25 protein-coding genes are annotated in these 25,720 nt (G+C 59.6%); 15 read left to right on the forward strand and 10 right to left on the reverse strand.

The window, feature by feature from the left end; translation table 11 throughout:
• Window positions 1–2 precede the first annotated feature (2 nt).
• Window positions 3–1,655 carry a 3-(methylthio)propionyl-CoA ligase gene (locus VM94_RS06710; RefSeq protein ID WP_046682772.1) on the reverse strand — a complete coding sequence of 551 codons (1,653 nt, stop codon included), beginning with the start codon at window positions 1,653–1,655 and terminating at the stop codon, window positions 3–5.
• A 226-nt stretch (window positions 1,656–1,881) separates the two neighbouring features.
• Here VM94_RS06710 and VM94_RS06715 point away from each other — a divergent pair, with 226 nt between their 5' ends.
• The 7 genes from VM94_RS06715 to VM94_RS06745 all read left to right on the forward strand — a co-directional run bounded on the left by VM94_RS06715 (window position 1,882) and on the right by VM94_RS06745 (window position 7,256).
• Window positions 1,882–3,360 (forward strand): protein adenylyltransferase SelO, encoded by a 1,479-nt coding sequence (locus tag VM94_RS06715; protein ID WP_082127628.1) that lies wholly within the window; start codon window positions 1,882–1,884, stop codon window positions 3,358–3,360.
• A gap of 9 nt (window positions 3,361–3,369) precedes the next feature.
• Entirely contained in the window at window positions 3,370–3,771 is a 402-nt protein-coding gene (gene msrB / locus VM94_RS06720; protein WP_034756083.1) for a peptide-methionine (R)-S-oxide reductase MsrB, read from the forward strand.
• Between the two features lie 80 nt (window positions 3,772–3,851).
• Window positions 3,852–4,481: a septation protein A gene (locus VM94_RS06725; RefSeq protein WP_046682773.1), complete on the forward strand. Its 630-nt coding sequence runs from the start codon at window positions 3,852–3,854 to the stop codon at window positions 4,479–4,481.
• Complete coding sequence (locus VM94_RS06730; RefSeq protein ID WP_046682774.1) at window positions 4,478–4,765, forward strand: BolA family protein; 288 nt, start codon at window positions 4,478–4,480, stop codon at window positions 4,763–4,765. The genes VM94_RS06725 and VM94_RS06730 overlap by 4 nt, the downstream gene beginning before the upstream one ends.
• Before the next feature lie 84 nt (window positions 4,766–4,849).
• Window positions 4,850–5,629 carry a peptidylprolyl isomerase gene (locus VM94_RS06735; RefSeq protein WP_034756076.1) on the forward strand — a complete coding sequence of 260 codons (780 nt, stop codon included), beginning with the start codon at window positions 4,850–4,852 and terminating at the stop codon, window positions 5,627–5,629.
• Window positions 5,630–5,740: 111 nt separating this feature from the next.
• Window positions 5,741–6,517: a peptidylprolyl isomerase gene (locus VM94_RS06740; RefSeq protein ID WP_034756072.1), complete on the forward strand. Its 777-nt coding sequence runs from the start codon at window positions 5,741–5,743 to the stop codon at window positions 6,515–6,517.
• 58 nt (window positions 6,518–6,575) lie between these two features.
• On the forward strand, window positions 6,576–7,256 hold the full coding sequence (locus VM94_RS06745) for a DNA alkylation repair protein (protein ID WP_046682775.1): 681 nt from the start codon (window positions 6,576–6,578) through the stop codon (window positions 7,254–7,256).
• Here the strand turns inward: VM94_RS06745 and VM94_RS06750 are convergent.
• Window positions 7,219–7,902, reverse strand: a complete 684-nt coding sequence (locus tag VM94_RS06750) for a TetR/AcrR family transcriptional regulator (RefSeq protein ID WP_046682776.1) — start codon at window positions 7,900–7,902, stop codon at window positions 7,219–7,221. The genes VM94_RS06745 and VM94_RS06750 overlap by 38 nt on opposite strands.
• A gap of 107 nt (window positions 7,903–8,009) precedes the next feature.
• Between VM94_RS06750 and VM94_RS06755 the strand changes: the two genes are divergently transcribed.
• Window positions 8,010–8,708: a DAPG hydrolase family protein gene (locus VM94_RS06755; protein WP_046682777.1), complete on the forward strand. Its 699-nt coding sequence runs from the start codon at window positions 8,010–8,012 to the stop codon at window positions 8,706–8,708.
• 9 nt (window positions 8,709–8,717) lie between these two features.
• Here the strand turns inward: VM94_RS06755 and VM94_RS28900 are convergent, their stop codons facing one another.
• Window positions 8,718–9,611 carry a GNAT family N-acetyltransferase gene (locus VM94_RS28900; protein ID WP_082127598.1) on the reverse strand — a complete coding sequence of 298 codons (894 nt, stop codon included), beginning with the start codon at window positions 9,609–9,611 and terminating at the stop codon, window positions 8,718–8,720.
• A 153-nt stretch (window positions 9,612–9,764) separates the two neighbouring features.
• On the opposite strand from VM94_RS28900, the gene ypfJ reads away from it, so the two are divergent.
• Window positions 9,765–10,655: a KPN_02809 family neutral zinc metallopeptidase gene (gene ypfJ, locus VM94_RS06765; protein ID WP_046682778.1), complete on the forward strand. Its 891-nt coding sequence runs from the start codon at window positions 9,765–9,767 to the stop codon at window positions 10,653–10,655.
• Window positions 10,656–10,708: 53 nt separating this feature from the next.
• On the opposite strand, the gene VM94_RS06770 is transcribed toward ypfJ, so the two are convergent.
• From VM94_RS06770 to VM94_RS27155, 5 genes are all read right to left on the reverse strand, one after another.
• Window positions 10,709–11,467: a substrate-binding periplasmic protein gene (locus VM94_RS06770; protein ID WP_046682779.1), complete on the reverse strand. Its 759-nt coding sequence runs from the start codon at window positions 11,465–11,467 to the stop codon at window positions 10,709–10,711.
• Entirely contained in the window at window positions 11,467–12,333 is an 867-nt protein-coding gene (gene nadC / locus VM94_RS06775; RefSeq protein ID WP_046682780.1) for a carboxylating nicotinate-nucleotide diphosphorylase, read from the reverse strand. Before nadC ends, VM94_RS06770 begins: the two co-directional genes overlap by 1 nt.
• Window positions 12,330–13,463 (reverse strand): quinolinate synthase NadA, encoded by a 1,134-nt coding sequence (gene nadA, locus VM94_RS06780; protein ID WP_034756048.1) that lies wholly within the window; start codon window positions 13,461–13,463, stop codon window positions 12,330–12,332. Before nadA ends, nadC begins: the two co-directional genes overlap by 4 nt.
• 237 nt (window positions 13,464–13,700) lie before the next feature.
• Window positions 13,701–15,299 carry an ABC-F family ATPase gene (locus VM94_RS06785; RefSeq protein ID WP_034756044.1) on the reverse strand — a complete coding sequence of 533 codons (1,599 nt, stop codon included), beginning with the start codon at window positions 15,297–15,299 and terminating at the stop codon, window positions 13,701–13,703.
• Between the two features lie 519 nt (window positions 15,300–15,818).
• Complete coding sequence (locus VM94_RS27155; RefSeq protein ID WP_052755585.1) at window positions 15,819–17,690, reverse strand: polysaccharide deacetylase family protein; 1,872 nt, start codon at window positions 17,688–17,690, stop codon at window positions 15,819–15,821.
• Window positions 17,691–18,825: 1,135 nt separating this feature from the next.
• Here VM94_RS27155 and VM94_RS27165 point away from each other — a divergent pair.
• The 4 genes from VM94_RS27165 (at window position 18,826) to VM94_RS06815 (ending at window position 21,693) form a co-directional block, all read left to right on the forward strand.
• Window positions 18,826–19,374, forward strand: coding sequence for a DUF2939 domain-containing protein (locus VM94_RS27165; protein WP_052755588.1), 549 nt, complete (start codon window positions 18,826–18,828; stop codon window positions 19,372–19,374).
• A 98-nt stretch (window positions 19,375–19,472) separates the two neighbouring features.
• Entirely contained in the window at window positions 19,473–20,369 is an 897-nt protein-coding gene (locus tag VM94_RS28135; protein WP_138829100.1) for a hypothetical protein, read from the forward strand.
• Between the two features lie 157 nt (window positions 20,370–20,526).
• Window positions 20,527–21,198: a hypothetical protein gene (locus tag VM94_RS06810; RefSeq protein WP_046682784.1), complete on the forward strand. Its 672-nt coding sequence runs from the start codon at window positions 20,527–20,529 to the stop codon at window positions 21,196–21,198.
• Between the two features lie 48 nt (window positions 21,199–21,246).
• Window positions 21,247–21,693 (forward strand): GNAT family N-acetyltransferase, encoded by a 447-nt coding sequence (locus tag VM94_RS06815; protein ID WP_046682785.1) that lies wholly within the window; start codon window positions 21,247–21,249, stop codon window positions 21,691–21,693.
• A 77-nt stretch (window positions 21,694–21,770) separates the two neighbouring features.
• Here the strand turns inward: VM94_RS06815 and VM94_RS06820 are convergent, their stop codons facing one another.
• Together VM94_RS06820 and VM94_RS06825 are read right to left on the reverse strand one after the other, a co-directional pair.
• Window positions 21,771–22,463 carry a DUF3334 family protein gene (locus VM94_RS06820; RefSeq protein ID WP_034756036.1) on the reverse strand — a complete coding sequence of 231 codons (693 nt, stop codon included), beginning with the start codon at window positions 22,461–22,463 and terminating at the stop codon, window positions 21,771–21,773.
• A gap of 306 nt (window positions 22,464–22,769) precedes the next feature.
• Window positions 22,770–23,027 carry a DUF1488 family protein gene (locus VM94_RS06825; protein ID WP_046682786.1) on the reverse strand — a complete coding sequence of 86 codons (258 nt, stop codon included), beginning with the start codon at window positions 23,025–23,027 and terminating at the stop codon, window positions 22,770–22,772.
• Window positions 23,028–23,259: 232 nt separating this feature from the next.
• Between VM94_RS06825 and VM94_RS06830 the strand changes: the two genes are divergently transcribed.
• Together VM94_RS06830 and VM94_RS06835 are read left to right on the forward strand one after the other, a co-directional pair.
• Window positions 23,260–24,930 carry a DUF6138 family protein gene (locus VM94_RS06830; protein WP_046682787.1) on the forward strand — a complete coding sequence of 557 codons (1,671 nt, stop codon included), beginning with the start codon at window positions 23,260–23,262 and terminating at the stop codon, window positions 24,928–24,930.
• 97 nt (window positions 24,931–25,027) lie between these two features.
• On the forward strand, window positions 25,028–25,702 hold the full coding sequence (locus VM94_RS06835) for a hypothetical protein (protein WP_046682788.1): 675 nt from the start codon (window positions 25,028–25,030) through the stop codon (window positions 25,700–25,702).
• Window positions 25,703–25,720: the final 18 nt, after the last annotated feature.

Raw genomic sequence — 25,720 nt, forward strand, 5'->3', positions numbered from 1 at the left:
CTTTACATCCCCGGCAGCTGGTGCCCCTTGAACTGCTCGCGCAGCTTGTTCTTCTGGATCTTGCCCGTGGCGCCCATGGGCAAGGCGTCGATGAACAGCACGTCGTCCGGCGTCCACCACTTGGCGATCTTGCCTTCAAAAAATTGCAACAGCGCTTCGCGCGTGACGGTCATGCCGGGACGCAGCACGACGACGAGCACGGGGCGCTCGTCCCATTTCGGGTGGAACACGCCGATGCAGGCCGCCTGCAGCACGGCCGGATGCGCCATGGCAAGGTTTTCCAGGTCGATGGTGCCGATCCACTCGCCGCCCGACTTGATCACATCCTTGCTGCGGTCCGTGATCTGCATGTAGCCGTCCGTGTCGATGGTGGCCACGTCGCCCGTGGGGAACCAGCCATCCTGCAGCACGTCGCCGCCCTCGTTCTTGTAATACGACGAAATGATCCACGGCCCCTTCACCAGCAGATGGCCATACGCCACGCCGTCCCACGGCAATTCCTTGCCGTCGTCGTCGACGATCTTCATGTCCACGCCGTAGATCGCATGGCCCTGCTTTTGCAGTATCTTGCGCTGCTCGTCCTTCGGCAAGTCCAGGTGCTTGGTCTGCAAGCCGCCCGCCGTGCCCAGCGGCGACATTTCCGTCATGCCCCAGGCGTGGATGACTTCCACGTCGAACTTGTCGATCAGGGTATCCATCATGGCCGGAGGACACGCCGCGCCGCCGATCACGGTGCGGCGGAAAGTGGAAAATTGCAGATTATTCTGCAAGGCATGGTTGAGCAAACCCAGCCAGACGGTGGGCACGCCGGCCGAAAACGTCACTTTTTCCGCCTCGAACAATTCATACAGCGACTTGCCGTCCAGCGCCGCGCCGGGAAACACCATGCGCGCGCCGGACAGGGGCACGGAATACGGCAAGCCCCAGGCATTCACGTGGAACATGGGCACGACGGGCAAGACCGTGTCCGAGGCGCGCACGTTCAGGGCGCTGGGCATGGCCGACGCGTACGCGTGCAGCACGGTCGAACGGTGCGAATACAGGGCGCCCTTGGGATTGCCCGTCGTGCCCGAGGTATAGCACAGGGTGGCGGCCGAATTCTCGTCGAACAAGGGCCACGTGTAACCGTCGGAATGCGTGGCGATCAAGTCTTCATAGCACAGCAGGTCGGGAATCGTGCTGCTGGCGGGCATGCGCTCGCGGTCGCACATCAGCACGAAGTGACGCACGAAGGTGCAATCGGCGGCGATCTTTTCCACCACGGGCAGGAAAGTCAAATCAAACAGCAAGACCTGGTCTTCAGCGTGATTCGAGATGTAAGCGATCTGGTCGGGAAACAGGCGCGGATTGATGGTGTGCAGCACGGCGCCCGAGCCGGACACGGCATAGTATGCTTCCAGGTGGCGGTAGCCATTCCAGGCCAGGGTGGCGACCCGGTCGCCCATGCCGACGCCTAGGCCATGCAAGGCGTTCGCCAGGCGCCGCGCGCGCTGGTGGCAATCGCGGTAGGTGTAGCGGTGCATATCGCCTTCCACCCGCCGCGAAATGATTTCGCTGCCCCCATAATGACGCGCTGCAAACTCGATAATGCTGGAAATCAGCAGGGGCTGACTCATCATCTGGCCCATCACTGGACTCAAGGGGAATGCCGACATCGTGTCTCCTGAAAGTGGATACTCGGTTATTGTTGGAATTTAAAGACTTTCCTTAGTTTCGTACGGTCGTGCGGAAATCGTCAACGCATTTCGATATTGCGATGCAGCATGGAATTTTCGATTCCGTTTCTTGCTATGCAAACACCTGCCAGAGCGCTCGCCACGCGCCTTGGCGCTGTGCGGTAAAATCGCATTCCAGGCTGGCGCACCTTGCCGGTCCATCTTACTGACTGGAATTGCCATCACCGCTCATACCTTACCACTGGATAACGCCTTTGCGGCCTTGCCGCCCGCGTTCTATACGCGCTTGATGCCCACGCCCCTGCCCGCCCCGTATTTCGTGGCCGCCAGCGCGCCAGCCGCAGCCCTGATCGGCCTCGATGCGGCGCGCCTGGCCGAGCCCGATTATGTAGCGCTGCTGAGCGGCAATGCCGTGGCCGAGCGTTCGCAGCCCCTGTCGGCCGTGTATTCCGGCCACCAGTTCGGCGTCTGGGCCGGCCAGCTGGGCGATGGCCGCGCCATCTTGCTGGGCAATATCGCCACGGCCGATGGTCCGATGGAGCTGCAGCTGAAAGGCGCGGGCGCCACGCCATATTCGCGCATGGGCGACGGACGCGCCGTGCTGCGCTCGTCCATCCGCGAATTCCTGTGCTCGGAAGCCATGGCGGCGCTGGGCATACCCACGTCGCGCGCGCTGTCCATCATGGGCTCGCAGCAAGGCATCATGCGCGAAACCGTCGAGACGGCCGCCGTCGTGACGCGCATGGCGCCCACTTTCGTGCGCTTCGGCTCGTTCGAACACTGGTTTTACCGCAAGCAGCCGGACGAGCTGAGAATCCTGGCCGATTACGTCATCGACAGCTTCTACCCCGACTTGCGCGCTGCATCAAATCCATATCAAGCCTTGCTGGCCGAAGTATGCGTGCGCACGGCGCACATGATCGCGCAGTGGCAAGCCGTGGGTTTCATGCATGGCGTCATGAATACGGACAATATGTCGATCCTGGGCCTGACCCTCGATTACGGCCCTTTCGGCTTCATGGAAGCGTTTGATGCCGAGCACATCTGCAACCATACGGACCAGCAGGGACGCTATTCCTACGCCAACCAGCCGCAGGTGGGCCACTGGAACTGCTACGCGCTGGGCCAGGCGCTGCTGCCGTTGATCGGCGAAGTGGAATTGGCGCAGGCGGCGCTGGACAGCTACCAGAGCGCCTTTGCGGAGAAGATGAATACCTTGCTGCGCGCCAAGCTGGGCTTACGCGAAGTGCAAGACGAAGACACGGTGCTGTTCGACAGCATGTTTGCGCTGATGCAAGCCAATCACGTGGATTTCACCAACTTCTTCCGCGCCCTGGCGACACTGCAAGTAGACGCCCCCGAGCACGACACGGTGCTGCGCGACATGTTCATCGACCGCCCCGCGTTCGATACGTGGGCGGCACAATACCGCGCGCGCCTGCGGCAGGAGTACAGCGTCGATGCCGAACGGCAAGCGGCGATGAACCAGGTCAACCCGAAATACGTGCTGCGCAACTACCTGGCGCAAGTGGCCATCGAAAAAGCCCAGCAGCAGGACTACACGGAAGTGGCGAGATTGCTGGAAGTTTTGCAAAAGCCATTTGACGAACAGCCCGAACACCAGCACTATGCGGCCCTGCCGCCCGACTGGGCCAGCCACCTTGAAGTCAGTTGCTCATCCTGAGGAGTCATTATGACCACGAATAAAGTCAAGAAAACCGACGCCGAATGGCGCGCCATGCTCGATTCGATGCAATACGAAGTCACCCGCCACGCGGCCACGGAACGGGCCTTCACGGGCAAGTTCTGGGACCACCATGAACATGGCGTCTACACCTGCGTCTGCTGCAACACGCCCCTGTTCGCTTCGGACACCAAGTTCGATTCCGGCTGCGGCTGGCCCAGCTATTTCCAGGCCCTCGACCCGGCCAACGTGACGGAAATCGTCGACCGCAGCCACGGCATGGTGCGCACGGAAATCGTCTGCGCCGTCTGCGACGCCCACCTGGGCCACGTCTTCCCGGATGGCCCGCCGCCGACCGGCTTGCGCTATTGCATCAATTCGGCATCGCTGCGCTTCGATCCGCAACCGTGAGACACTGGAATGGCGGGCGGGCATCTTGCTCCTAAGCCATTCCTAAGATGAATGTAACAAGACCCGTGTAAAGTCTCGCCATGAAATTTCTATTCGACCTATTCCCCCTGATCGCCTTCTTCGCCGCCTTCAAACTGGGCGGCATGTATGAAGCGGCCACGCATGACTTCGTACAGCAATATTTGTCCGGCTTCGTGTCTGGCGGCCTGATCAAGGCCGACCAGGCGCCGTGGATACTTGCCACCCTCGTCGGCATCGTCGCCACCGCCTGCCAGGTCAGCTATCTGCTGCTGCGCGGACGCAAGGTGGACGGCATGCTGTGGTTGTCGCTGTTCATCTTTGTCGTGTTCGGCGGCGCCAGCATTTACCTGCATGACGATTTCTTCCTGAAATGGAAGCCGACCCTGATCTACTGGCTGTCCGGCCTGGCCCTGTTGATCGCCCACGTGGGCTTCAAGAAAAACCTGATCCGCAAGACCATGGAAGCGCAAGTGCAATTGCCCGATGCTGTGTGGAACCAGCTACTGGCCGCATGGATCATCTTCTTTGGCGCCATCGGCGCACTGAACCTGTTCGTGGCCTTCGTACTGTACAAGGGCGACATGGCCGCTTGGGTCAGCTTTAAAGCGTTTGGCGCGACGGGCATCTTCTTTGCCTTTATCGTGGCGCAAACCCTGTTCCTGGCCAAACATATCAAGGAAGACGCATGATGACGAACGACACGGCAACGCGCATGGAGCGCATTCGTGCCCGCCTGGAAACGGCACTGTCCCCTCTGGAATGCGTGCTGGAAGATGACTCGGCGCGCCACCGGGGCCATGCGGGCGCCGCCTCGGGCGGAGGCCATTACAATCTACGCATAATTTCTAGTCAATTTGAGGGGCTCAGGCTCGTCATGCGCCATCGACTGGTGTATGATTCCGTGCACGATATGATGCATAATGAGATACATGCATTGGCGATTGTGGCCCTGGCGCCATCCGAAGTAGTGTAAGGATGGCGTTTTGGCGTACCCGAGCCATGTTATCAATTTCTTTCCATGCGTTTTTTACGAAACTTTCCCTAACAGGATTTAATAATGACTTTTAAGCCAGCCCGCTTGCTGATCGCACTACTCGCCGTTGTCGCGGTACCTGTTTTTGCGCAAAATGTTGCCGTTGTTAATGGCAAGCCTATCCCATCGTCGCGCGTTGATGCAGTCGTCAAGCAAGTCGTCGCCCAAGGCCAGCAACCGGATTCGCCGCAACTGCGCGAAATGATCAAGAAAGACTTGATCGGCCGTGAAGTGCTGATGCAAGAAGCGGAAAACAAAGGTTTCGGTAAAGATGCAGCAGTCAAGCAGCAAATCGAGAACGCACGCCAGGCCATCGTCATCAACGCCCTGGTCGGCGACTACCTGAAAAAGAACCCCGTCAACGACGCTGAAATCAAGGCCGAATACGACAAGTTCGTGGCCCAGACCGGCGACAAGGAATACCACGTGCGCCACATCCTGGTCGGCACCGAAGCGGAAGCGAAAGATATCATCGCCAAGCTGAAAGGCGGCGCCAAGTTCGAAGATCTGGCCAAGCAATCGAAAGATACCGGCTCGGCCGACAATGGCGGCGACCTGGACTGGGCAGCCCCATCGTCGTTCCCGAAAGTGTTCTCGGACGCTTTCGTGAAACTGCAAAAAGGCCAGGTCACCGACACCCCGGTGCAAACGCCTAATGGTTTCCACGTGATCAAGCTGGACGACACCCGCGCGGCAAAACTGCCGACCCTGGAAGAAGTCAAGCCACAGATCGCCGAAGCGCTGCAGCAAAAGAAACTGCAAGCGTATCAGGAAGAAATGATCAAAAAAGCGAAAGTTCAGTAAGAACTGACCTCCCCGGCGCCCTTTTCGGCGCCGGTCGTGTATTCTGCGCCTGAATGCGCACTGCGCGACAGTCGCGTATATCGATTTTTAGTATATTTATTAGGAATGAACATGATTTTGAAGCCAGCCCGCCTGATCTTAGCCCTGGTCGCCGTCGTAGCGATCCCTGCGTTCGCGCAAAACGTCGCCACCGTGAATGGCAAGGCCATCCCATCGTCGCGCGTCGACCAGGTCGTCAAGCAAGTCGTCGCCCAAGGCAAGCAAGCTGATTCGCCGCAATTGCGCGAAGCCATCAAGAAAGACCTGATCGGCCGCGAAGTGCTGATCCAGGAAGCCGACAAGCAAGGCTACGGCACGCGTCCGGAAGTCAAGTCGCAGATCGACAATGCCCGTCAAAGCATCATCATCAACGCCCTGCTGGCCGACTACGTCAAGAAGAACCCCGTCAAGGACGCTGAAATCAAGGCCGAGTACGACAAGTTCAAGGCGCAAGCGGGCGACAAGGAATACCATGCACGCCACATCCTGGTCGCCACCGAAGCGGAAGCGAAAGACATCATCGCCAAGCTGAAAGGCGGCGCCAAGTTCGAAGAACTGGCAAAAGTATCGAAAGACGGTTCCGCAGCCAATGGCGGCGACCTGGACTGGGCTAGCCCAGCTTCGTACGTGAAGCCATTCTCCGACGCCATGGTTGCTTTGAAACCAGGCCAGGTCACGCAAACGCCGGTGCAGTCGCAATTCGGCTTCCACGTGATCAAGCTGGAAGAAACCCGCCCGACGAAGCTGCCGGCACTGGAAGAAGTCAAGGGTCAAGTGGCCGAGTCGCTGCAACAGAAGAAACTCGCCGCCTACCGCGATGAGTTGATGAAGAAAGCAAAAATCCAGTAATATCGGATGAAGATGAAAAGGCGCTCCACGGAGCGCTTTTTTTACGCCTGGAGATGACATGAATCTACATGCAGAACTGAAAGCCGCGCTGGAAGCGGCCGCCGACCCGGGCCGTGCGGCGCCCATGCAGGCCTATATGCGAGACCAGTTCGTTTTCCTGGGCGTGGCAGCGCCGCAGCGGCGGCTGGCCGCCAGGGGCTTGCTGGCGGGCCTGAAGGGCATCGATGCCGCGACCTTGCTGGAACACGCGCAGCTGCTGTGGCAGCAGCCGGAGCGTGAATACCAGCACGTGGCGCTCGACATGCTGGCCCTGCACCGGCGCCAGTTGAACATCGGGCACATCCCCGCCCTGCTCGGCCTGGCGCGCCAGCGGGCATGGTGGGACAGCGTCGACGGCATGACGGACATCGTCGGCGACGTGCTGCAGGCGGAGCGCCAGCGCGGCGGCGACGGCCATGCGCACATGGATGACGCGCTGCGCCACCCAGACTTCTGGCTGCGCCGCATCGCCATGCTGCACCAGTTGGGCTGGCGCGCCGACACGGATGCCGGCTGGCTATTTGACGCGGCGCTGATGCTGGCCCACGAAGACGAGTTTTTCATCCGCAAGGCCATCGGCTGGGCCTTGCGCGATTACGCGCGCCACGCACCGGCAGCCGTGCTGGCTTTTGCCACGGAGCACCGCCAGCGGCTCTCTCCCCTCAGCTACCGCGAAGCACTGAAACACCAGCCACGCTGAACGACTGGCCACCCAGCAATCGCAGCGCCGCATCGATGCGGGGCGCGGCATCCCAGGCCGGCACGGGTGCCAGCAAGCCCAGCGCCATCTGCCGCAGCGGCTCGGCGATCACCATGGCCAGCAGCAAGCCGGCCAGTTCGTGCCCATCGTGCCCATCCTGCAAGGCCAGATGGCCGCGCGCGGCCTGGCGTCCCAACCAGTCGGCCAGCAGAGCCGTGCCCCGCTCGATGCCGTTGCGCTGATACACGGCCAGCAAATCCGCGCGCGCGGGAAACTCCGTGCACAGCAGGCGGAACAACCCCACGGCGTCGGCAGTCAGCACGCGCGCCGTCATCGCCTGCAAGATCTCTTTTAATAGCGGCAAGACCTCGCCTGGCCCGGCCGCATCGTACGCCATGGCCGGTAAAAATGCGTCCGTCCAGCCGCGCACCACCAGTGCGACCAGCTCTTCGCGGTTGGCCGCGTACTGATACAGCGACTTCTTGGCCATGCCCGCGTGGCGCGCCACCGCTTCCATGGTCGTGGCCGCATAGCCTTCGTGCAACAGCAGCCAGGTGGCCGCCTGCACTGCCGCCTCGCGCGCTTCCTCGGGCGGGCGTGCCGGGCGGCCCCGTCCACGCACAGCCTTGCTGTCTTCTTCCTGCATGCCGACTCCAAGCTTGATCGATGGGCAATTTTACACTGAAACATATTTAGGAAACGCAATTCGTTTCTTTAATATATAATCAGCTCACCCCAACAAAGGAGAACGACATGACGCAGCATATTCAATTCCCATGGAGCATCACCAGCACTGGCGACTTGCTCGACCCGTTCCCGCTGCGCCTGGAAACGGGCATCACGCGCCTGGAAGACGGTTGCCTGCTGGTGGCGGCGCGCACGGAACTGCACGGCTGCAGCGGGCGCATGCTGGACTGGTGGTTTACGTTTTTCGAAACGACGCAGCACATCAAGTGGTGGCATCCGCACGATCACGTGGCCCATCACGGCTGGAACAGTGCGTGGAAAAAGGGAGAGAGTTACTATGGCGCCTCGATTGAGGCCGTGGAGTCCCTGGGCGACATTCCGCCCGTGAAAGCCAAGCTGAAGTTCCATAATCCGAAGGAAGTATTTGATCCGGCGCAACTGCGGCAGGCCAAGGAAAGCGGCGCCCTCTCGGCCGCCATCTGCGCGCGCATCGGCTTTGGCGAGCACGTGCAACTGGACCCACTGGGCGATCCGCTCGATGGCGAAATGCTGCATTTGACGCGCGACACGCCTACGGGCTGCGTGCTGCGCAGTCGCTTCTTGCTGGGCCGCAATAGCCTGAATCCCGTGCGCGACGTGCCCGATGTGCTGGGCCTGAATTTGCTGCGCCATTGCTACAGCGAATTTACCTATCTGTCGCGCTTCCTGCCGTCGCTGTATTACGGCGAGCATGCCAACGGGGAAAAGGCGCCGCTGCCCTGGTGAAACATGGTTTTACAACTGCTTGTGCATGCGCGCCAGCGGCAGCTTGATGTCATCGGGCAAGTCGAGGTGAAACTCTTCCGTCACGGCAAAGCCGCTGGCCAAATACAGCGGCACCCCGGGCAAAGTGGCGGCCAGTTCCAGGGCGGTAAAACCGGCGGCCAGCGCCTGGCGTTCGCAATGGCGCATCAGCATGCTGCCCAGGCCCTGGCGGGCGGCGCCTGGTTCGACAAAGAAGGCGCGGATGCGGCCCGGCTGGCTGGCCGGATCGAGCAGCGGATCCGGCCAGCTCTTGGCGCGGTCGGCGCCATACAGGGTGGCGCGCTGGCTCCAGCCGCCGCAAGCGAGCATGGCGCCGTCGCGTTCGATCACGAAATACGTCCGGTCGGCAACGAGCTGCGTATCGACGCCGAACACGTGGCGCGTCACGGCTTCGGCCTGTTCCCGCGTATAAAACCCCGCACTCAGCGCCACGCCGGAACGGGCGATCAGCGCATTCATGGCCGGCACGTCGGCCGGCAGCGCCACGCGCAAGCGCGTCAACGCGCCAAAGCTGAACCAGGCACGGCTGATGCGTCCCTGCTCCACCTCGTACGTCGCCACCAGTTCCTGGGCCGACACGCCATCGTCCGTATCGCCATGGACGATTTCATGGTCGATCACCAGCTTGCCGCAGGCTATGCGATTGAGCAACTGCGCCCGCGGCCGGCTTGCCGCAAAACGGGCCGTGAAACGGGGACCGATCTGCGCGCTGCCCTGGGCCAGCAAGGTATCGGGGTGCTGGAATTGCTGTGCGTCATCGGCATAGATGGCCAGCAAGGCCGGCACGTCGTGCGCGTTGTAGGCGTCCAGTTGCGCCTGGACCACCGCCGTTGGCGAAATGAGTGTATCGTTGGCAAGCGCCATGCGTGTACCTGTTGTGGAGTGGGTGGAAAGTTGCAAAGGGTAACATTGTCACCTCTTTCGCGACGCAGTTTACTGCGATAATAACAAGATTCGTCGCAAGAAACATATTCAGGCGTCACCAATCAATCGCAAATCGCAGCAGGAGTAAATATCATGAAATGGGAAGGCAATCGCGAAAGCGACAATGTGGAAGATCGCCGTGGCGAAGACGGTGGTGGAGGCGGCGGTGGAGGCTTTGGTTTTGGCGGGCGCTCGATCGGCATCGGCACCATCGTCATCGCCCTCGTCGGCTCGTATGTGCTGGGCGTCAATCCCCTGACCCTGCTGAACCTGCTCAGCGGCGGTGGCGGCCAGGTCAGCACCCAGCAAAGTCAGGCGCCGGCGCGCCAACCACCCGAATCGGACGAGATGGCCCGCTTCGTGAAAACCGTGCTGGCCGATACGGAAGACACGTGGAGCGCCCTGTTCAAGGCCGAAGGCGGCAGCTATGTGAAACCCAAGCTGGTGCTGTTCTCGGGCAGCACGCCGACCGCGTGCGGCACGGGCCAGAGCGCCAGCGGGCCGTTCTACTGCCCCGGCGACCAGAAAGTCTATCTGGACCTCGATTTCTTCAACCTGATGCAGCAGCGCTTCAAGGTCTCGGGCGAGTTTGCCGAAGCCTACGTGATTGCGCATGAAGTGGGCCACCACGTGCAGAACCTGATGGGCTTGTCCGAGAAGGTCGACAATGCACGCCGCACGGCCTCGGAGCGCCAGGCCAACGCCATGTCCGTGCGCCTGGAATTGCAGGCCGACTGCTTTGCCGGCGTATGGGCGTATCACGCGAACCAGGACCGCAAGATCCTCGAACAGGGCGACGTGGAAGCGGCCTTGAAAGCGGCCACGGCCATTGGCGACGATGCGCTGCAGCGCCAGTCGCAAGGCCATGTCGTGCCGGACTCGTTTACGCATGGCACCTCGGATCAGCGCGTACGCTGGTTTACCAAGGGCATCGAGAGCGGCCAGATTGCCCAGTGCAACACGTTCGAGGCACGCCAGTTGTAGTAGCACCTACGAACACCCGCGCATGCCGCCTTGCGGGGCGGCATGCGTAGCGGTTACGGCACGCTGACGTCGTAGCGCTTGCCCAGTCTTTTCAGCTCGCCCGTCTCGATCAGATTATTCAGTTCCTGGTCGAACTGCAGGCGCAGCTTGTCGAAAGTGGGCGAGCGGGGGAAGGCGAAATAGCCGTTTTGCAGTTCGATGATTCTGGACAGGGGTTTTACCTGACGGCCATAGCCCAGGCGGGCGATGACGGGGTCGGTATTGCGGCGGTTGCTGACAAACACGTCGACGTGATTGTGCACCAGCATCTTCAAGCCATTTTCCACATTGTTGGCCACGCTGACCTGCAAATCGGGCCGCACTCTTTCCCAGTCCGCGCCATAGGCCCAGCCATTGAGCATTACCACCCTGCGGTTCTTCAGCACCGCGTAGTCACCATCCCAGCCGAAGCTGGCGTCCTGGCGCGTATAAAACACCATCTGATCCTGGTAAAACGGCTTGTCGGAAAACGCCATGCTGGCGATACGCTCGGGCGTCTTGTAGGGACCGATCAGGATATCGGCCTGGCCCTGCACCAGCATGGCTTGCGCGCGCGCCCACGGCACCATGCGAAAACGCACGGTGTTACCCGTGCGCGCCGCCATCAGGCGCAGCAGTTCCGCGCCCAGGCCGCCATATTCACCACTGTCCTGGTATTCGAACACGCGCTCGAACTGCGCGCCGACGGCCAGCAGCTCGCGTGCCTGCAGGGGCGCGGCAAATGCCGGCCACAGCAACGCCAAGGCCAGCAGGCGCCGCCCTGCTTTTTCCATCAGCCGACGATGCGCAAGGAGTAATCGGTGGCCCGCACATCCTTGGTCAGGCTGCCGATCGAAATGCGGTCCACGCCCGTTTCCGCAATGGCGCGCACGGTATCGAAATTGATGCCACCGGACGCTTCGAGCAAGGCACGGCCGTTCGTCACTGCCACAGCTTCGCGCATCATGTCGTTGCTAAAGTTGTCGAGCAGGACGGAGACGGCGCCCGCATCCAGCGCTTCGCGCAATTGCGCCAGGGTTTCCACTTCGATTTGCACGGGCACGCCCGCATCGAGGTTGCGCGCGTTTTCCAGGGCCTGGCTGACGCCGCCCGCCGCCGCGATATGGTTTTCCTTGATCAGGATACCGTCGTACAGGGCCAGGCGCTGGTTCTTGCCGCCACCGACGCGCACCGCATACTTTTGCGCCAGGCGCAGACCCGGCAAGGTCTTGCGCGTATCTAAAATGGACGCTTTGGTGCCAGCGATCACGTCAACATACTGGCGCGTGGCCGTGGCGACCGCCGACAGCAACTGCAGGAAATTGAGGGCGCTGCGCTCGGCCGTGAGCAAGGCGCGCGCCGGCGCTTGAATCGTGCAGACGACGCTGTCGGCCGTCATCATGTCGCCTTCAGCGTAATGCCAGGCAATATCGATGCTGCGGTCCAGGCTTTTCATGATGCCTTCGAACCATGGCGCGCCGCACAGCACGGCCGCTTCGCGCACGATCACACGGGCCGTGACTATATGGTCGGGCGGCACCAGCTCGCCCGTCAGGTCGCACTGACCCACGTCTTCCAACAAGGCGGCCAGCAAATTGCCTTCGAACGCGCGCGCCAGGGCCGGATCGAAAGGAGCGAAAGAATTGACGAGGATACTCATGCTGGACCGATTCCTTGGAACAATGTGGTTTCTTTTGCCAGGTCAGCACCCGGCTTGAGGCCCGCCTTCTTGGCGGCGGCGAAGTCGAGCATGCGGTTGATCGAACGCACGGCCAGCTGGCCGACGGCGGGATCGACGTGGATTTCGTTGTGCATGTTTTCCAGCGTCTGCGCCAGATTCAGCAAGCCATTCATGGCCATCCACGGGCAGTGCGCGCAGCTTTTGCACGTGGCGCTGTTGCCGGCCGTGGGCGCTTCGATGAAGCGTTTTCCTGGCGCGGCGGCGCGCATCTTGTGCAGGATGCCGTTGTCGGTGGCGACAATAAAGGTATCCGTATCCATGGTTTGCGCTGCCGCAATCATTTGCGACGTGGAACCCACCATGTCGGCCAGCGCCACCACGTTCGCGGGCGACTCCGGGTGCACGAGTACCTTGGCTTGCGGATACTCTTCCTTGAGCAGATCGAGTTCGATGCCCTTGAATTCGTCATGCACGAGGCAGCTACCCTGCCACAGCAGCATGTCGGCGCCCGTCTGCTTCTGGATGTACGAACCCAGGTGCTTGTCTGGCGCCCACAGGATTTTCTTGCCCTGCGCATGCAGGTGAGCAACGATGTCGAGTCCGATGGACGAGGTCACCATCCAGTCCGCACGCGCCTTGACGGCCGCGCTGGTGTTGGCGTACACCACCACCGTGCGGTCCGGATGGGCGTCGCAGAAGGCCGTGAATTCATCGACCGGGCAGCCGAGGTCGAGCGAACAGGTCGCGTCGAGGTCGGGCATCAAGACGGTTTTCTCAGGACTGAGGATCTTTGCCGTTTCGCCCATGAAACGCACGCCAGCCACGACGAGGGTCTTGGCCGGATGGTCGCGCCCGAAGCGGGCCATTTCCAGGGAATCGGAGACGCAGCCGCCCGTGGCTTCGGCCAGGTCTTGCAGGTCGGCATCAACGTAGTAGTGGGCAACGAGCACGGCTTCGCGCTCGATCAGCAGGCGCTTGATGCGCGTGATCAGTTCGGCTTTTTCAGCCGGGGACGGCGTCGCTGGCGTGCGTGCCCAGGCGTGGGCAGTGCAGCTGGCTCCGTCTTGTGGATGTTCGTACTCGACGGATTTGATGGCTAAAGTTTGCATGGCTGTGTCAAACAAAAACGGGATAGACCGGCACGATTGCAATGAAGCAGGTGCGCCGGAACGAATGGACCGCGGCGCGTCGGTGTGGTGCTGGGTGGCTGGCGGTTGGCAACGCCGGCTTGGATTGTCGGATTACGCTCCGCTAATCCGACCTACGCGACCTACGCGACCAACTCACCCTGACGTAGGTCGGATTAGCGCACAGCGCGTAATCCGACGCAACGTTACCCTACATAATTAATCAATACCTTGGCTCTTGAGGTAATCCTCATAGTTGCCACGGTAATCAACCACTTCATCTTCCTTGATCTCGATGATGCGGTTGGCCAGCGACGAAACGAATTCGCGGTCATGCGACACGAAGATCAGGGTGCCCGCGTATTTTTCCAGCGCAATGTTCAGGGATTCGATCGATTCCATGTCCATGTGGTTGGTCGGCTCATCGAGCATCAGCACGTTGTGGCGGCCCAGCATCAGCTTGCCGTACATCATGCGGCCCTTTTCACCACCGGACAGCACCTTGACAGCCTTCTTGACATCGTCGCCGCCGAACAGCAGGCGGCCCAGGATGGAGCGCACGGCCTGGTCGTCGTCGCCCTCTTTCGTCCACTGGCCGATCCAGTCGGTCAGATTCGTGTCCTTGGCGAAATCTTCCGTCGGATCTTGCGGCATGTAGCCGACGTTGGCGTTTTCCGCCCACTTCACGCGGCCTTGATCAGGCTGCAAGCCGGCGATGTCGCCCGCGATGCAGCGCAGCATGGTGGTCTTGCCGGCGCCGTTGGCGCCGATGATGGCGATGCGTTCGCCCGCTTCCACCATGATGGAAAAGTTCTTGAACAGCTGGCGGTCGAAACCTTTCGAGATATTCTCGACTTCCACGGCCAGGCGGTGCAGTTTCTTTTCGCCGTCGAAACGCACGAACGGATAGGCGCGCGACGATGGCTTGATGTCGTCGACCTTGATCTTTTCAATCTGCTTGGCGCGCGACGTCGCCTGGCGGGCCTTCGACTTGTTCGCGGCGAAGCGGCGCACGAATTCCTGCAGCTCGGCAACCTTGTCTTTCGCTTTCGCGTTGTTGGCCAGCTGCTGGTTGCGCGCCTGGGTCGAGGCGAACATGTATTCGTCGTAGTTGCCTGGATAAATCTTCAGCGTGCCGTAGTCCATGTCGGCCACGTGGGTGCACACCTGGTTCAGGAAGTGGCGATCATGGGAAATGATGATCATGGTGGAGTTGCGCTCGTTGAGCACGTCTTCCAGCCAGCGAATCGTGTTGATGTCCAGGTTATTCGTCGGTTCGTCGAGCAGCAGGATGTCCGGGTTCGAGAACAGCGCCTGCGCCAGCAGCACGCGCAGCTTCCAGCCTGGCGACACATTGCTCATCGGACCTTGATGCAGGTCGATGGCGACACCAGCGCCCAGCAGCAGTTCGCCGGCGCGCGATTCGGCCGTGTAGCCGTCGTATTCGGACACTTTGCCTTCCAGCTCGGCCGCCTGCATGTAGTCGTCGTCCGTCGCTTCCGGGTTCGCGTAGATCGCGTCGCGCTGCTGGATGGCGGCCCACATTTCCGTGTGGCCCATCATGACGACGTCGAGGACGCGCATGTCTTCAAAGGCGAACTGGTCCTGGCGCAGCTTGCCCAGGCGTTCGTTGGTATCGAGCATGACGTTGCCGCCCGACGGGTCCAGGTCGCCGCCCAGGATCTTCATGAACGTCGACTTGCCGCAGCCGTTGGCGCCGATCAAGCCATAGCGGTTGCCGTCGCCGAACTTGACGGAGATATTCTCAAACAATGGCTTGGCGCCAAACTGCATCGTAATATTTGCTGTAGATAGCATGTGATATTGGGTCTTTATTCAGTTAAAACAGCTAGTTAAGTACTTTCCCTCCATTATACAGCAACCCCCATGAACCACTGTATAACACCTCCTAAAACAATGACTTACAACTGTATATTCAACAATTTTCGGTGAACAATCGATAGCACCAGCACACCAAAAATAGGAAATTGATTTCAAGGCAAGATTTAACGTTGACCTGTCGATTTACCCACCTTTAGCTGCGGTACCCGACATTCGCACGACATTTGCAATATTCGCAAAATGACGGCGGATAGCGGCGGCTGATTTCGTGGCGGAGTCGATGGCCGTCAAGATGTCGAGCAATTCCCTGGCCTTGGCGACGCTGGAGCCGATGTCGAGCACAGCGGGCGTGACAGCCGTGGCCGCCTTTTCCTTTTACAGACCGCTCATCCGCATCAAGTGATTGACCTCAGCCTCGTCCAAGTCCTGAGCGCCGCGCTGCGCAAGACGGGTCCGCCATGCTCCGCACCACCTAAAATCTGGTGCGCTTGCCTGCTATACGCGGCAGCGATCTAGCAGTGTGGAAAAATTGATCGCCACCAGAGTGCCGGCGGTAATCCGGTCGGCAATTTCCTGGCACAATGCGATGTGGTCCGAATAATTCCAGTACAGCGTTCCCGGTGGCACGCCGCCGGCCGCAGGATAGTCAGGTGAGAATGACCACATGCCATTGGCAGTCGTCGCGGTACCAGCCGTAACGCCCGTGGCCCTGAACGTATAGCTATTCGCTGCGGCGTTCTCAACGATGCCAGGTACGTTCAATTCCATCTGATTTGCCCCGCGATGATGTACGAGGCTGCCGTTCGGGTAGCCATGCCCCGCAGACGTTACCGTGACCACGCCACCAGCGTGCGTCATCGCCGTGACAGATTTGGAGGTGATTCGATGGCCATAGAGTATCTGGATGCACTTGTACAGCTCTGCCGAGTCGAGGCATTTTTTAACCTGTGCCAACGTTTTTCCGCCCAGGTCACGACTGCCGACGGCCGACGGGTTATCGATGCCCTGCGCGGTAGGTAGCCAGCCCGGCCGGCTCCAGCGAGAAACGTGATAGCCAACTGCTTTTGCTGCAGCCAGCAGTCGGTCGTTTCCTACGTTCTGTGGAAATGCAAAAACATCCGCGGTACGCGAAAAACCCTTGGCGAGGAGCCAGCTTCGCGAATCCGCCATTTCGGTAATAGCAGCACTCAATGGAATGGTGTCGAGTACGACGTGGTCCGTCGTGTGCGCAAACAAATCCGTCCCGGCATCGTACACGGTACGCAACTGCGATTCCGACATTTGACTACCCAAGCCAATGGTACCTGTCACCACGCCCAGCGAAACTGGGATTTCGTAGGAGCGGTACAAATTGCACAGGTCCACGCTATCTTGGTGGCAATCGTCAAAATTCACCAGCACGGCCGCTTGGCCCTCCCCGCCCTGAAAAACGCCACCCAAGTACAGTACCGGTGTCGTCGTGGCCATTGGCTGCATGCCACTGACGACTAGGCGCATGTATGGGTAGCTCGTATCTGCGCCGCCAGGCGTCGTGCCCCCATACGTCCATGCCGGCACGCCCGTAGTATTCAGACTTCCATCATCTGCACTATTCATTTGTAGCGCATTCCAGCCACTGCGCAAAAACTGCGCGCTGGTCATCGTGAACGATGCGGCCGTAGTGTGGGAAAATCCGCTGTCGGCGCTCAGAACCACCTGAACGCCACACCCACGGTATGTGGGAGGCGTAGGTGGGGTATTTGAATAGTCAGTGGGCATCTCGGTAATGTAGAGGTGAACCGTGACCGTGCCGGCACTGGGAACAATCGGTTTTTGCAACGGCCCTTGCAGTCGCTCGAAACTGGACAGCCCAGAAATTTTCATCGCGCTGAAGCATCCCAGAGAGTCCTTGACGAATTCTTGAGAATTAGAGATTGCTGCAGTCCCGCCAAACCGCGTCCAGCGCATCGCACCGGAAACTGCCGCTGACATATCATCGATCACAGCAAAGCGCTTTCTACGAAAATTATCTTTTTTCCATTCTGGGCGTCGCTCAATTGCCGTGGCACTACCCCATGCACCGACCCCGATAACACGGCCAAACGCATCCAGCGCCACTGCCGCGTCATTGAGTGATGCGCTGCTGGTCGCAACATCCACAGAGCCTGCCATGCACGTCACCACAAAACGCTCCTGACCAGCATATGGCCCAATGGACGCCAGCGCGCCAGCGCCGACCAGCCATGACTGCGGCAAATTCGTTTCATCCAGCACTTGGTCGAGCCGGTAGATGACAGCAGCCGCACCGGGGCTGCCGCTGGCATTCAGAACCTGGCCCTCGGGCAACGTGATGGTTTGCGGCGTGCCGCCGGCGGGAATGGTTGGCATATTGGCTTTCCGGAGTACAGTTTGTGAAATGCCCCTGTGCGCGGGGCGGCGCTGGCCAGGGATGACGCCTGGCGGCCTTGACTGGATTTTCGGCCGTGGCCGGTGCAACTTGCGACTGTGCGGCAGCAGCGCCCTTGGCAGTCTGAAGACTCGCGGCTTCGTCGCGCAGGCGATGCGCTTCGGACTCGTTGGCCCGTGCCTGCTCGGTGACATAGTCCATCTCAGCGATCAGGCTTTGGTCGCGTTCGTTCAATTCACGCCCGCGTTCCGCCAGTTGATCGCGGGCACCCAGCCCCCGGTCGTCGGCGTACAGCTCGCTCAGACATGAAATGATCGTAAAAAAATCCGCAGAAGCGGACTGGCTTACTTTTGTATAACGACAGCCCTTTCCCCCTTGAGCAGGCAGCCAACGCAGATAATCTGCCGTGTCCCGCTTATGAATTTCCCGCCTTCAGCATCGTGCCGATCCACGCTTCCGTGACTTCACGCCCGCCGCAGCGCTGGCATTGGCACGTCGGCGGGCTTTCTGGCTGAGACGCGGCGCACGCCCCTCGATTGCGGCGGTTCGGCTTTAGGGATGATGTGTAAAGTCATTCTTCATGTTAGCCTACCGAGCGACCATCCTCGCATCGCGCACTGCACCTTCCTTGAGCAAAATCGAAAGTTCTTTGTATTGACGGAAGCCGCGTCGCTCAAGCCGTCCTTGCCGTACCGCGCGACTGGATCAAGGGCCAGGTCACGGGCATCGAAGTCGGCATCCCGACCCTTGACTCGGAGGGAAAGGAAAAGAGCACCCTATTTTGTTCGGCGCCCGGTGGTGCGCGCGTTGATCGACGGCCGCAAGACGCAGACGCGGCGGCAAGGAACGTTGCACCGAACGAATTCCTCGACGCCCGGCAGTCTCCAGGGACTATTTAATGCAAGCAATAGTCTTGGCACAGCACGCATCAGACCGTTGCGCTGGCACGCCGTCTTCGCAGGCAGGGACGTGACAAGCGCATCTTTTGCGACCCGATAACGTCCTGCGGCACGACCGGCTCCGCAGCGCAGCGCAGCGCAGCCATCGTGGCGCCGCCAGGCGCGCAGTACAATGGCGGGACAGGTACTCCTATCACTTTCATCTCACAGGCATCACTTGAAAAAAATTACCATCGCCACGGCCATGGCCGCCGTTGCCGTCGCCGTCGCCGCCTATTCTTCGCCCTACTATGCCTTGCACCAGATCAAGACCGCCCTGGCCGAACGCAATGCCGAAGCCCTGGCCGAACACGTGGACTTTCCCGCCCTGCGCGCCAGCGTCAAGACACAGCTGGAGGTCAGCATGGCGCGCAGCATCGCGGCGACCGCCGGCAGCGACAACCCGCTGGCCGCACTGGGCCAGTCGATCGCCAGCGCCATGCTGGGCAAGATGGTCGACACCATGGTCTCGCCAGCAGGCGTCGTCGCGCTGGTCAACAAGAGCGCCGTCAGCCCGCAAGCAAGCGACACGACAGACACACCTGCCGATGGCGCGCAGAAAAAGGCCGAGTATTCGGCAGGCTATGCCGGCGTGAACACCTTCGTCGTGCGCGCGAAAGACGGTAATGTACAGGAAGGCGCGCTGGTCCTGCAGCGCCATGGCGTGTGGGGCTGGAAACTGAGTTCGATCGAGATCGCGTCGGCGATGACTGGGCGCCAGGAGTGAGGTTGTCGATATTATTCGGCATTATTATGCGACTGGCATTTAAACGCGAAAGCGATAAAGCTTAAAGTAAAACACATAAATTCCACGATAAAAGCCCCATGAAAAATATTGCACTTATTTCCGCATCTTCTATTGCAGCACTATTTATAGCAAACCACTCAATTGCAGCTGATTATGTTAGAAAGCCCGCTTTCAAATCCAGCACAGATGGATTTATAAAGGAAGAAGTTGTTCGCATAAAGAAATTTCAAAGTACTTTGGATCGCGAAACAAAGGCTGCCTTACCAAGTTATTTGCAAACTTCTTTCAATGCCTCTCAGGACGCACTTCCAGAAAATTTTAAGGGAAGTAGTTGCCGTGCAATCGCCAAAGCATTAATCCCCCTCAAGCCAGAAAAAGATGCATTTGAAACCTCAGCGGCTTACGAAGTGAGGGCAGAAAAAATTCGGCAGGACAAACTGTATGGCAATGTGAACGCCAGCAGCCTTTTAGCATTTGTAGATCCCATAAATATCGATTGGCGCTCTTACGATCCTGATTCGAAAAAAATGAATGTCAATATATCAATTTCATTTAGCCAAAAAATATGGGACAGCGGTCCTGACAATAGAGCGATCGATCTGGATGCAAAAAAAGAATACAGCAGAGCGTATGTTGCCAAAACCAGCTTTGGCGAGACCATCAATGCCACAAGCATTCTTTATAATGTTTGCGCTGTAGCATTTGAAAACTTGGATGTTGCCGGGAGCTCAGATATCTCTTCCTCCTTCGAAGTCGCGCCGGAAATTGCGAGGAAGCTCAAAGGCAATTTACGCGCGCTCTACATAGGAAAGCTCACTACGCCCTTCATGGGGGAGTATCACCGATATGCCGATGCAACGATAATCGATCCCGTTCAACTGATGTCAGGTGGCGATATTATCGTGATCAATCTTGAACAGATATGGCTTTTTGACTCAAAAACGGGAACTATTCTGTCAAAAATCCAACGATAAATACTTTTCCCTTCATGCAAAGCCCGCGTTGAACTGCAAGACATGGCGCACGCCAGGAATAGCGCAAAAGCAGCAATCTGATACACAATGCGTGTCATTTTTCTCTGCGGCCAGACGCGTTCAAGCTCGCCTGACCGCAAGCATCCCAGGAGCATTCATGCTGAAACATACGGCCTTATCGCTGGCCATGGCCCTTGCCGGCGCCGCGCCATTCGCCCACGCCCTCGATGGCACAACCGGGAGCAGCCACTCGGTTGCCGCGCGCATGCAGGCGGAAACGTCGAAGGCCGCCGATCCCGATGCGCCCGCGCCGCTGCCCGTGCCCAGCGACATCTCGCTGGCCGAACTGGAACGCCGCCTGGCATTGGGCCAGGCGCAGGCCGCTGAAAAACACTATAGCAGCGCGCTCGATCCGGCCGCGCTGACCGGCCTGGCGCGACAGATGGGGTGCCAGGATATCGTCGGCATACAGCCGTTCGGCTTCCCGCTGGACCAAACGCAGCCCGCCATCCTCAGCGGCGCGCACCTGCTGGCCCGCTGCCCGGACCGGGCCTACGTGACGATTACGGCAATGTCGATGGCAGGCAAGACGGGCAAGCGCGCCCGCATGGCGGCGCAATCGTTCAATCAGACGGTGGATGGCAGGCCCGCGCGGCGCCTGTATTACAAGGCGCCCAACGGCCGCCAGAAGGAAACGCTGACCATCGTCGATGGCAGCTATGCGTATGCGCTCGAATACTGGTCGCTCGATGACAGCCAGCAAAGCGGCATGGTCGGCAAGCGCCGCATGGACACATTGACTTTGCCGCAACAAGTCGGGCGTGAATAGATAAAATACTGTATATTCATACAGTCATCCACTATTGCCCTGCCCAGCATGCCCGCACACCCGCACATTGCATTACCCTACACTATCTGCGTCAGCGCCACGATCGACGCGGAGGTCGAGCAAACCATCCTCGAGGGCTTGAACGCCTACAACGATGCGATCACGGGATACCAGGACAGACAGGCATTGAGCGTGGTCGTGCGCGACCGCGACAGCCAGCGGGTGCTGGGCGGCGCAATGGGCCGGACCTCGCTGGGCCTGCTGTTTCTCGATTTGTTTTATTTACCCGTTGCCATGCGGGGCTCGGGCCTGGGCAGCCAGATACTGGCGCAGTTCGAAGAGGAAGGACGCCGGCGCGGCTGTGCCTCGGCGGTGCTTTACACCATCAGTTTCCAGGCACCCGAATTTTACGAGCGCCGCGGCTGGCGCCGCTTCGGCAACATTGCCTGCAGTCCCGAAGGGACGAGCCGGGTATTCATGAGCAAGACCTTGTAGGCTGTAAATGACAATGGCCGGCGGCAAACCTGCCGCCAGCCATTGTCAAGCACTCAAGTACTGTCAACAAGCTCTGCTTACATGCCCAGCGACTTGAGCAGGTCGGCGTTGTCGTCGTCTTCCGGTTCCGCCGCAGGCGCCGGGGCGGCGTTCCGTTCGCGGTTCGCGAATTCGCCATCCATCAGCGAGTCGGCGTCGACTTCGCGCGAATCGAAATCGTGCAACTTGATGAATTCGGTACGGTCGATCGCCAGTTCCAGATAGAAAATATTGTTCTTTTCCGTGTAGAAAGTGACGCGGCGCATTTCCGGGCGGTCCAGCGGCGTGTCGACGCTGAGCATCACCTGCTTGTTCAGCACCAGCATCTTCGGCTGGCTCTGGGTGATGTTCGTTTGCAGCTCGCGCCGTACCTTGCCCGTGAAGTCGCCGACGATCTGGTTCATCAGCTCGCCCATGATGTTCGACACTTCGTCCGACGTGTAGAAGCTGGCCAGCTCCGACTTCGGCATACCCATGTGCAACATGTAGCGCTCGTAGATTTCCATCGCCGTATCGGCGGCAAAATTGAGCACGACCAGGCCCGTGAAACCGCCATCGAACATCACGAAGCAGCCGATGTCCGGCTTCAGGCCCGTCTTGGTGATGCGCTGCACCATGCCTGAGTAATTGACCTTGCTTTGCGTTGCAACGTTGAGCACCCGCACCACCGAGTTGCACAAACTCATCAACAAATCTTCTGTACCGTACACAACATCCTTTTCTGCATCCATGAGCAACCTCTCCTACTATTTTAAAGATGACAGCACTGTTCCCTGTCCGCCGCGAGCCGAAACACGACCGTTTCGCTCAGCAAGCGGACGACTTCACCTTTGCATGCCTGACCTTGCTTGGCAGTGCGCGCCGCGTTGCCGCCGGCCCGAACCGCCCTCTTAACTTTTTCTGTATAGAAATAAGTATCAGATGCGCAGAATACCCAGATGTAACATTTCCGTCCAGCCATACCTGCATTTACTTGACGATCTGTGCGGAAATACCATACCTGGCCAAGGCGCGCGCATCAGCGCAGGAAAAAGTGACTAGAAATCAAGGGCGCGCAAGACCACGCCGCTGACCAGCAAATCGCGGCTCAGGTAGGAGAAGGCGCGCTGGCCGATGCGCAGGCGATGGGTGTCAAAGATGACCAACAAGTCGCCGCCCTGCCCCTGGTCCAGGCTGCGCAATGCCGTGACGGTGATGCGGCAAGTCTTTTCCACCCCGAAGACGGACAAATGGAAGCGGATGGCGTCACCCGCCTGCTCGAGCGCGATGCTGTCGCGGAGAATTTCATAGGGCATGGCCGGGTGGCTCCTGACAAGGTTGTCGCGGCAATGGCGCGCAAGCTCGGCGCAATTTTCCGCTGGAAATACGCCGAGAATAGCGACAAGGCGCACAAGCTACCGTCTGCCACCGAACATAAGCGCATACCAGTAGTCGCTCGTGTGTGGCCCTTGTTGCAGCCGGCCCTATCCACCTAAAATAGTGCTTTATATTAAACATGGCACTGTCACGCGCAATGCAAGGAAGTCAATGAGCACACTGTTAGAGCAGGCAACACAAGAAATGACGACGGCCATCCACGCCTGGTTCGATGAGCGCCTGCAGCGCACGGACCTGGAAGACGCTGTGAACCGGACCACCTTGCAGATGGGTGTCTTCAATGATTTATTGCTCGATTACAAACCGGGCCGCACCGCTGCCGATGAAATCGACCTGGGCTTCGACGACGACGTGCGTCCCCGGACGCCGGCACGCCTTGATGATGCGCAAGTGCGTGACTTGATCGCGCCACAGTTGGTGGCGCTGGTGCAAGCCCGCCTGGCGCCGCTGGTGGACACGCCGATGATCGACTACCGCTTCACCTTGCGCGGAAAGTTCCAGACGGCGCAGGGCAAGCTGCACCTGACCTTGCTGGAACACGTCAACGACGGCAAGCGCCAGGCCTTGCTGAAAAACATACATGCGTATATCGAACAAAAGCTCACGCATGGCAGCAGGCCGACGAAAAAGCTGGAAACCTTCTTCCTGACGCGCCACCTGCTCGATCCCCAGCTGTTTCCGCAGCCCGATATCGCCTGGACGATCGCGCAATTCGAACGCATCGAGCAGCTGAACAAGTCAAGCCCGCAGGCACTGACCGAACATCGCGGCGATATCATCCGGGCCGTGTCGGCGTGGGCGGAAAAACAGTTCCTGCCGCGATTTTATGATGTGCAGAAATCAAGCTACCGCAGCGCGGAGTACACCTTGAAAGCGGACACGGCGCCCGATGCGCAAGCGCTGCCAGCGATCGACCTGCTGCTGTATGGCGCTGTGATGATCTTGCGTCACGAACCGAGCTATGCCAAATCGACCGGCCTCACATTCCTGGAAATCGCGCGCGAGCTGGGCAGCGGACGGGCCGTGCGCATGCTCAAGGAAGGCAGCGGCACCTTCCCCGATGCCGACATCCACGTAAAAAATACGCTGCTGGAATGCCGCGCCAACGATGTGTTTGCCACGATCAACATCACCATCACGCAGGAAGAAGAAGGCGCGTATGCGCAGGCGCTGGCCTTCATCACGCATTTGCTGCAAGCCGGTTTCCCGAAAAGCTACCAGATCAAGCTCAAATCCAAGGCCAAGGCCTATTTGCCGATCAAGGGACTGGCGAAATCCGACACGCACCGCTTCTTTGCCAACGCCCTCGCCCATGCGTCCCTGCAACCGCAGCTGGAAGCGTATGCGCGCGCGGCCATCGAGCAATTCGAATTCTATGCCGACACGGAAGGCGAAAAGAATTGCATGCCTGGCAGTTACGCCGTGTTTGGGCTGGGCTTGCTCGATGCCCGCTATTTCCCGCTCGTGCAGCACTACATGGCCAACGTCGACGAGGAACACCAGTCCGTGCAGGACCAGTTCACGGCGGCCTTTGCCGAGCAACACGGCGTCACGCGCGACTCCGCTCCCGTGCTGGCGGCGTGCCTGCGCGTATGCACGGATAACGCAAAGGTCAAGATCCAGGCGGAACTGGAGGAGGTGGAAAAATTGGAGCTGTTCTGCCAGCAACTGCAAGGGCTGGACGGCTATCTGGTGGAACACATGCTGTATCCCGTCTGGGGCAAGCTGGAAAAACTGGCTGCCCTGGCGCGCAAGGCGGAAGGACGACGCAAGGAGCTGCTGCTGTCCTTGCTTGAAGCGGCCAGCAAGGGGGACGCCTAAGGTGTGCAACGTTATGACTTTCACCATCTATAATGCGCGCGCCAGAGTTGCTACGGAGCATCTTTTGGCTCCTGACATTGAATCGTGGAGAAAATACATGCACAAGCAATTCCCTGCCGCCAGACTGCTGGCTGCCACCTTCGCCGCCGCGCTGATGCAGCCCGCCATCGCCGCCGACGCCGCAGAGCTGGCGCCGCTCGAAGTGACCAACCTGTACATCAAGACCATCATCAACCAGGATGAAGCCAGCGTCGCCAAGCTCAACGCCTACCTGCGCCCTACCCGTCTGGCGGGTCAGCAAAGCGCCGAGTATGCGTCGTACAGCGCCCTGAAGGAAGCAGACGCCCAGTTTCCAACGCAAACGGGCAAGCTGATCGCGGACCTATTCCCCGCCGACATGCGCGCGGCAGTGACGCCGACCGCTGAACTGCTGGCCGCGAACGTCATCGCTGCCAAGAATGGCGCCGCCTGCCAGGCCACCAAGGCGGACCCGGTGACGGTGGAAAACGGCATGCAGACGGCCGCCGTCAGCTTCGAATGCCAGGTTGTCAAGGTCCCGGTGGCATGGGCAACCGCCGCCCAGCAACTGGCGAAGAGCGGCTGCAAGGTCGAGCAATGCAAGGCCGGCCTGGAAAAGATCGCCGCGACCTACACGAGCTCGCCGAAGCAGACGTGGCGCGCCGTGTTTGCCGTCAGCCGCGAAAAGAACTCGGAAGCGTGGCGCAACGATTTCGCGCGCGAAACCTTCGATGAAATCTGGGAATACCTGTAATCCTTTACGGAGTTCTAA

It is taken from the genome of Janthinobacterium sp. KBS0711 (genome assembly GCF_000988085.1).
GTDB classification, from domain to species: Bacteria; Pseudomonadota; Gammaproteobacteria; order Burkholderiales; family Burkholderiaceae_D; genus Janthinobacterium; species Janthinobacterium lividum_E.

What these genes read in the sequence shown, in the direction of transcription:
- VM94_RS06815 (WP_046682785.1), top strand. Translation starts at nt 21,247, where the DNA reads ATGCCCGCACACCCGCACATTGCATTACCCTACACTATCTGCGTCAGC.
- VM94_RS06810 (WP_046682784.1), top strand. Translation starts at nt 20,527, where the DNA reads ATGCTGAAACATACGGCCTTATCGCTGGCCATGGCCCTTGCCGGCGCC.
- msrB (WP_034756083.1), top strand. Translation starts at nt 3,370, where the DNA reads ATGACCACGAATAAAGTCAAGAAAACCGACGCCGAATGGCGCGCCATG.
- VM94_RS06835 (WP_046682788.1), top strand. Translation starts at nt 25,028, where the DNA reads ATGCACAAGCAATTCCCTGCCGCCAGACTGCTGGCTGCCACCTTCGCC.
- VM94_RS06745 (WP_046682775.1), top strand. Translation starts at nt 6,576, where the DNA reads ATGAATCTACATGCAGAACTGAAAGCCGCGCTGGAAGCGGCCGCCGAC.
- VM94_RS06730 (WP_046682774.1), top strand. Translation starts at nt 4,478, where the DNA reads ATGATGACGAACGACACGGCAACGCGCATGGAGCGCATTCGTGCCCGC.
- VM94_RS06825 (WP_046682786.1), bottom strand. Translation starts at nt 23,027, where the DNA reads ATGCCCTATGAAATTCTCCGCGACAGCATCGCGCTCGAGCAGGCGGGT.
- nadC (WP_046682780.1), bottom strand. Translation starts at nt 12,333, where the DNA reads ATGAGTATCCTCGTCAATTCTTTCGCTCCTTTCGATCCGGCCCTGGCG.
- VM94_RS06820 (WP_034756036.1), bottom strand. Translation starts at nt 22,463, where the DNA reads ATGGATGCAGAAAAGGATGTTGTGTACGGTACAGAAGATTTGTTGATG.
- nadA (WP_034756048.1), bottom strand. Translation starts at nt 13,463, where the DNA reads ATGCAAACTTTAGCCATCAAATCCGTCGAGTACGAACATCCACAAGAC.
- VM94_RS06785 (WP_034756044.1), bottom strand. Translation starts at nt 15,299, where the DNA reads ATGCTATCTACAGCAAATATTACGATGCAGTTTGGCGCCAAGCCATTG.
- VM94_RS06755 (WP_046682777.1), top strand. Translation starts at nt 8,010, where the DNA reads ATGACGCAGCATATTCAATTCCCATGGAGCATCACCAGCACTGGCGAC.
- VM94_RS28900 (WP_082127598.1), bottom strand. Translation starts at nt 9,611, where the DNA reads ATGGCGCTTGCCAACGATACACTCATTTCGCCAACGGCGGTGGTCCAG.
- VM94_RS06830 (WP_046682787.1), top strand. Translation starts at nt 23,260, where the DNA reads ATGAGCACACTGTTAGAGCAGGCAACACAAGAAATGACGACGGCCATC.
- VM94_RS27155 (WP_052755585.1), bottom strand. Translation starts at nt 17,690, where the DNA reads ATGCCAACCATTCCCGCCGGCGGCACGCCGCAAACCATCACGTTGCCC.
- VM94_RS28135 (WP_138829100.1), top strand. Translation starts at nt 19,473, where the DNA reads ATGAAAAATATTGCACTTATTTCCGCATCTTCTATTGCAGCACTATTT.
- VM94_RS06710 (WP_046682772.1), bottom strand. Translation starts at nt 1,655, where the DNA reads ATGTCGGCATTCCCCTTGAGTCCAGTGATGGGCCAGATGATGAGTCAG.
- VM94_RS06735 (WP_034756076.1), top strand. Translation starts at nt 4,850, where the DNA reads ATGACTTTTAAGCCAGCCCGCTTGCTGATCGCACTACTCGCCGTTGTC.
- VM94_RS06725 (WP_046682773.1), top strand. Translation starts at nt 3,852, where the DNA reads ATGAAATTTCTATTCGACCTATTCCCCCTGATCGCCTTCTTCGCCGCC.
- VM94_RS06750 (WP_046682776.1), bottom strand. Translation starts at nt 7,902, where the DNA reads ATGCAGGAAGAAGACAGCAAGGCTGTGCGTGGACGGGGCCGCCCGGCA.
- VM94_RS06740 (WP_034756072.1), top strand. Translation starts at nt 5,741, where the DNA reads ATGATTTTGAAGCCAGCCCGCCTGATCTTAGCCCTGGTCGCCGTCGTA.
- ypfJ (WP_046682778.1), top strand. Translation starts at nt 9,765, where the DNA reads ATGAAATGGGAAGGCAATCGCGAAAGCGACAATGTGGAAGATCGCCGT.
- VM94_RS06770 (WP_046682779.1), bottom strand. Translation starts at nt 11,467, where the DNA reads ATGGAAAAAGCAGGGCGGCGCCTGCTGGCCTTGGCGTTGCTGTGGCCG.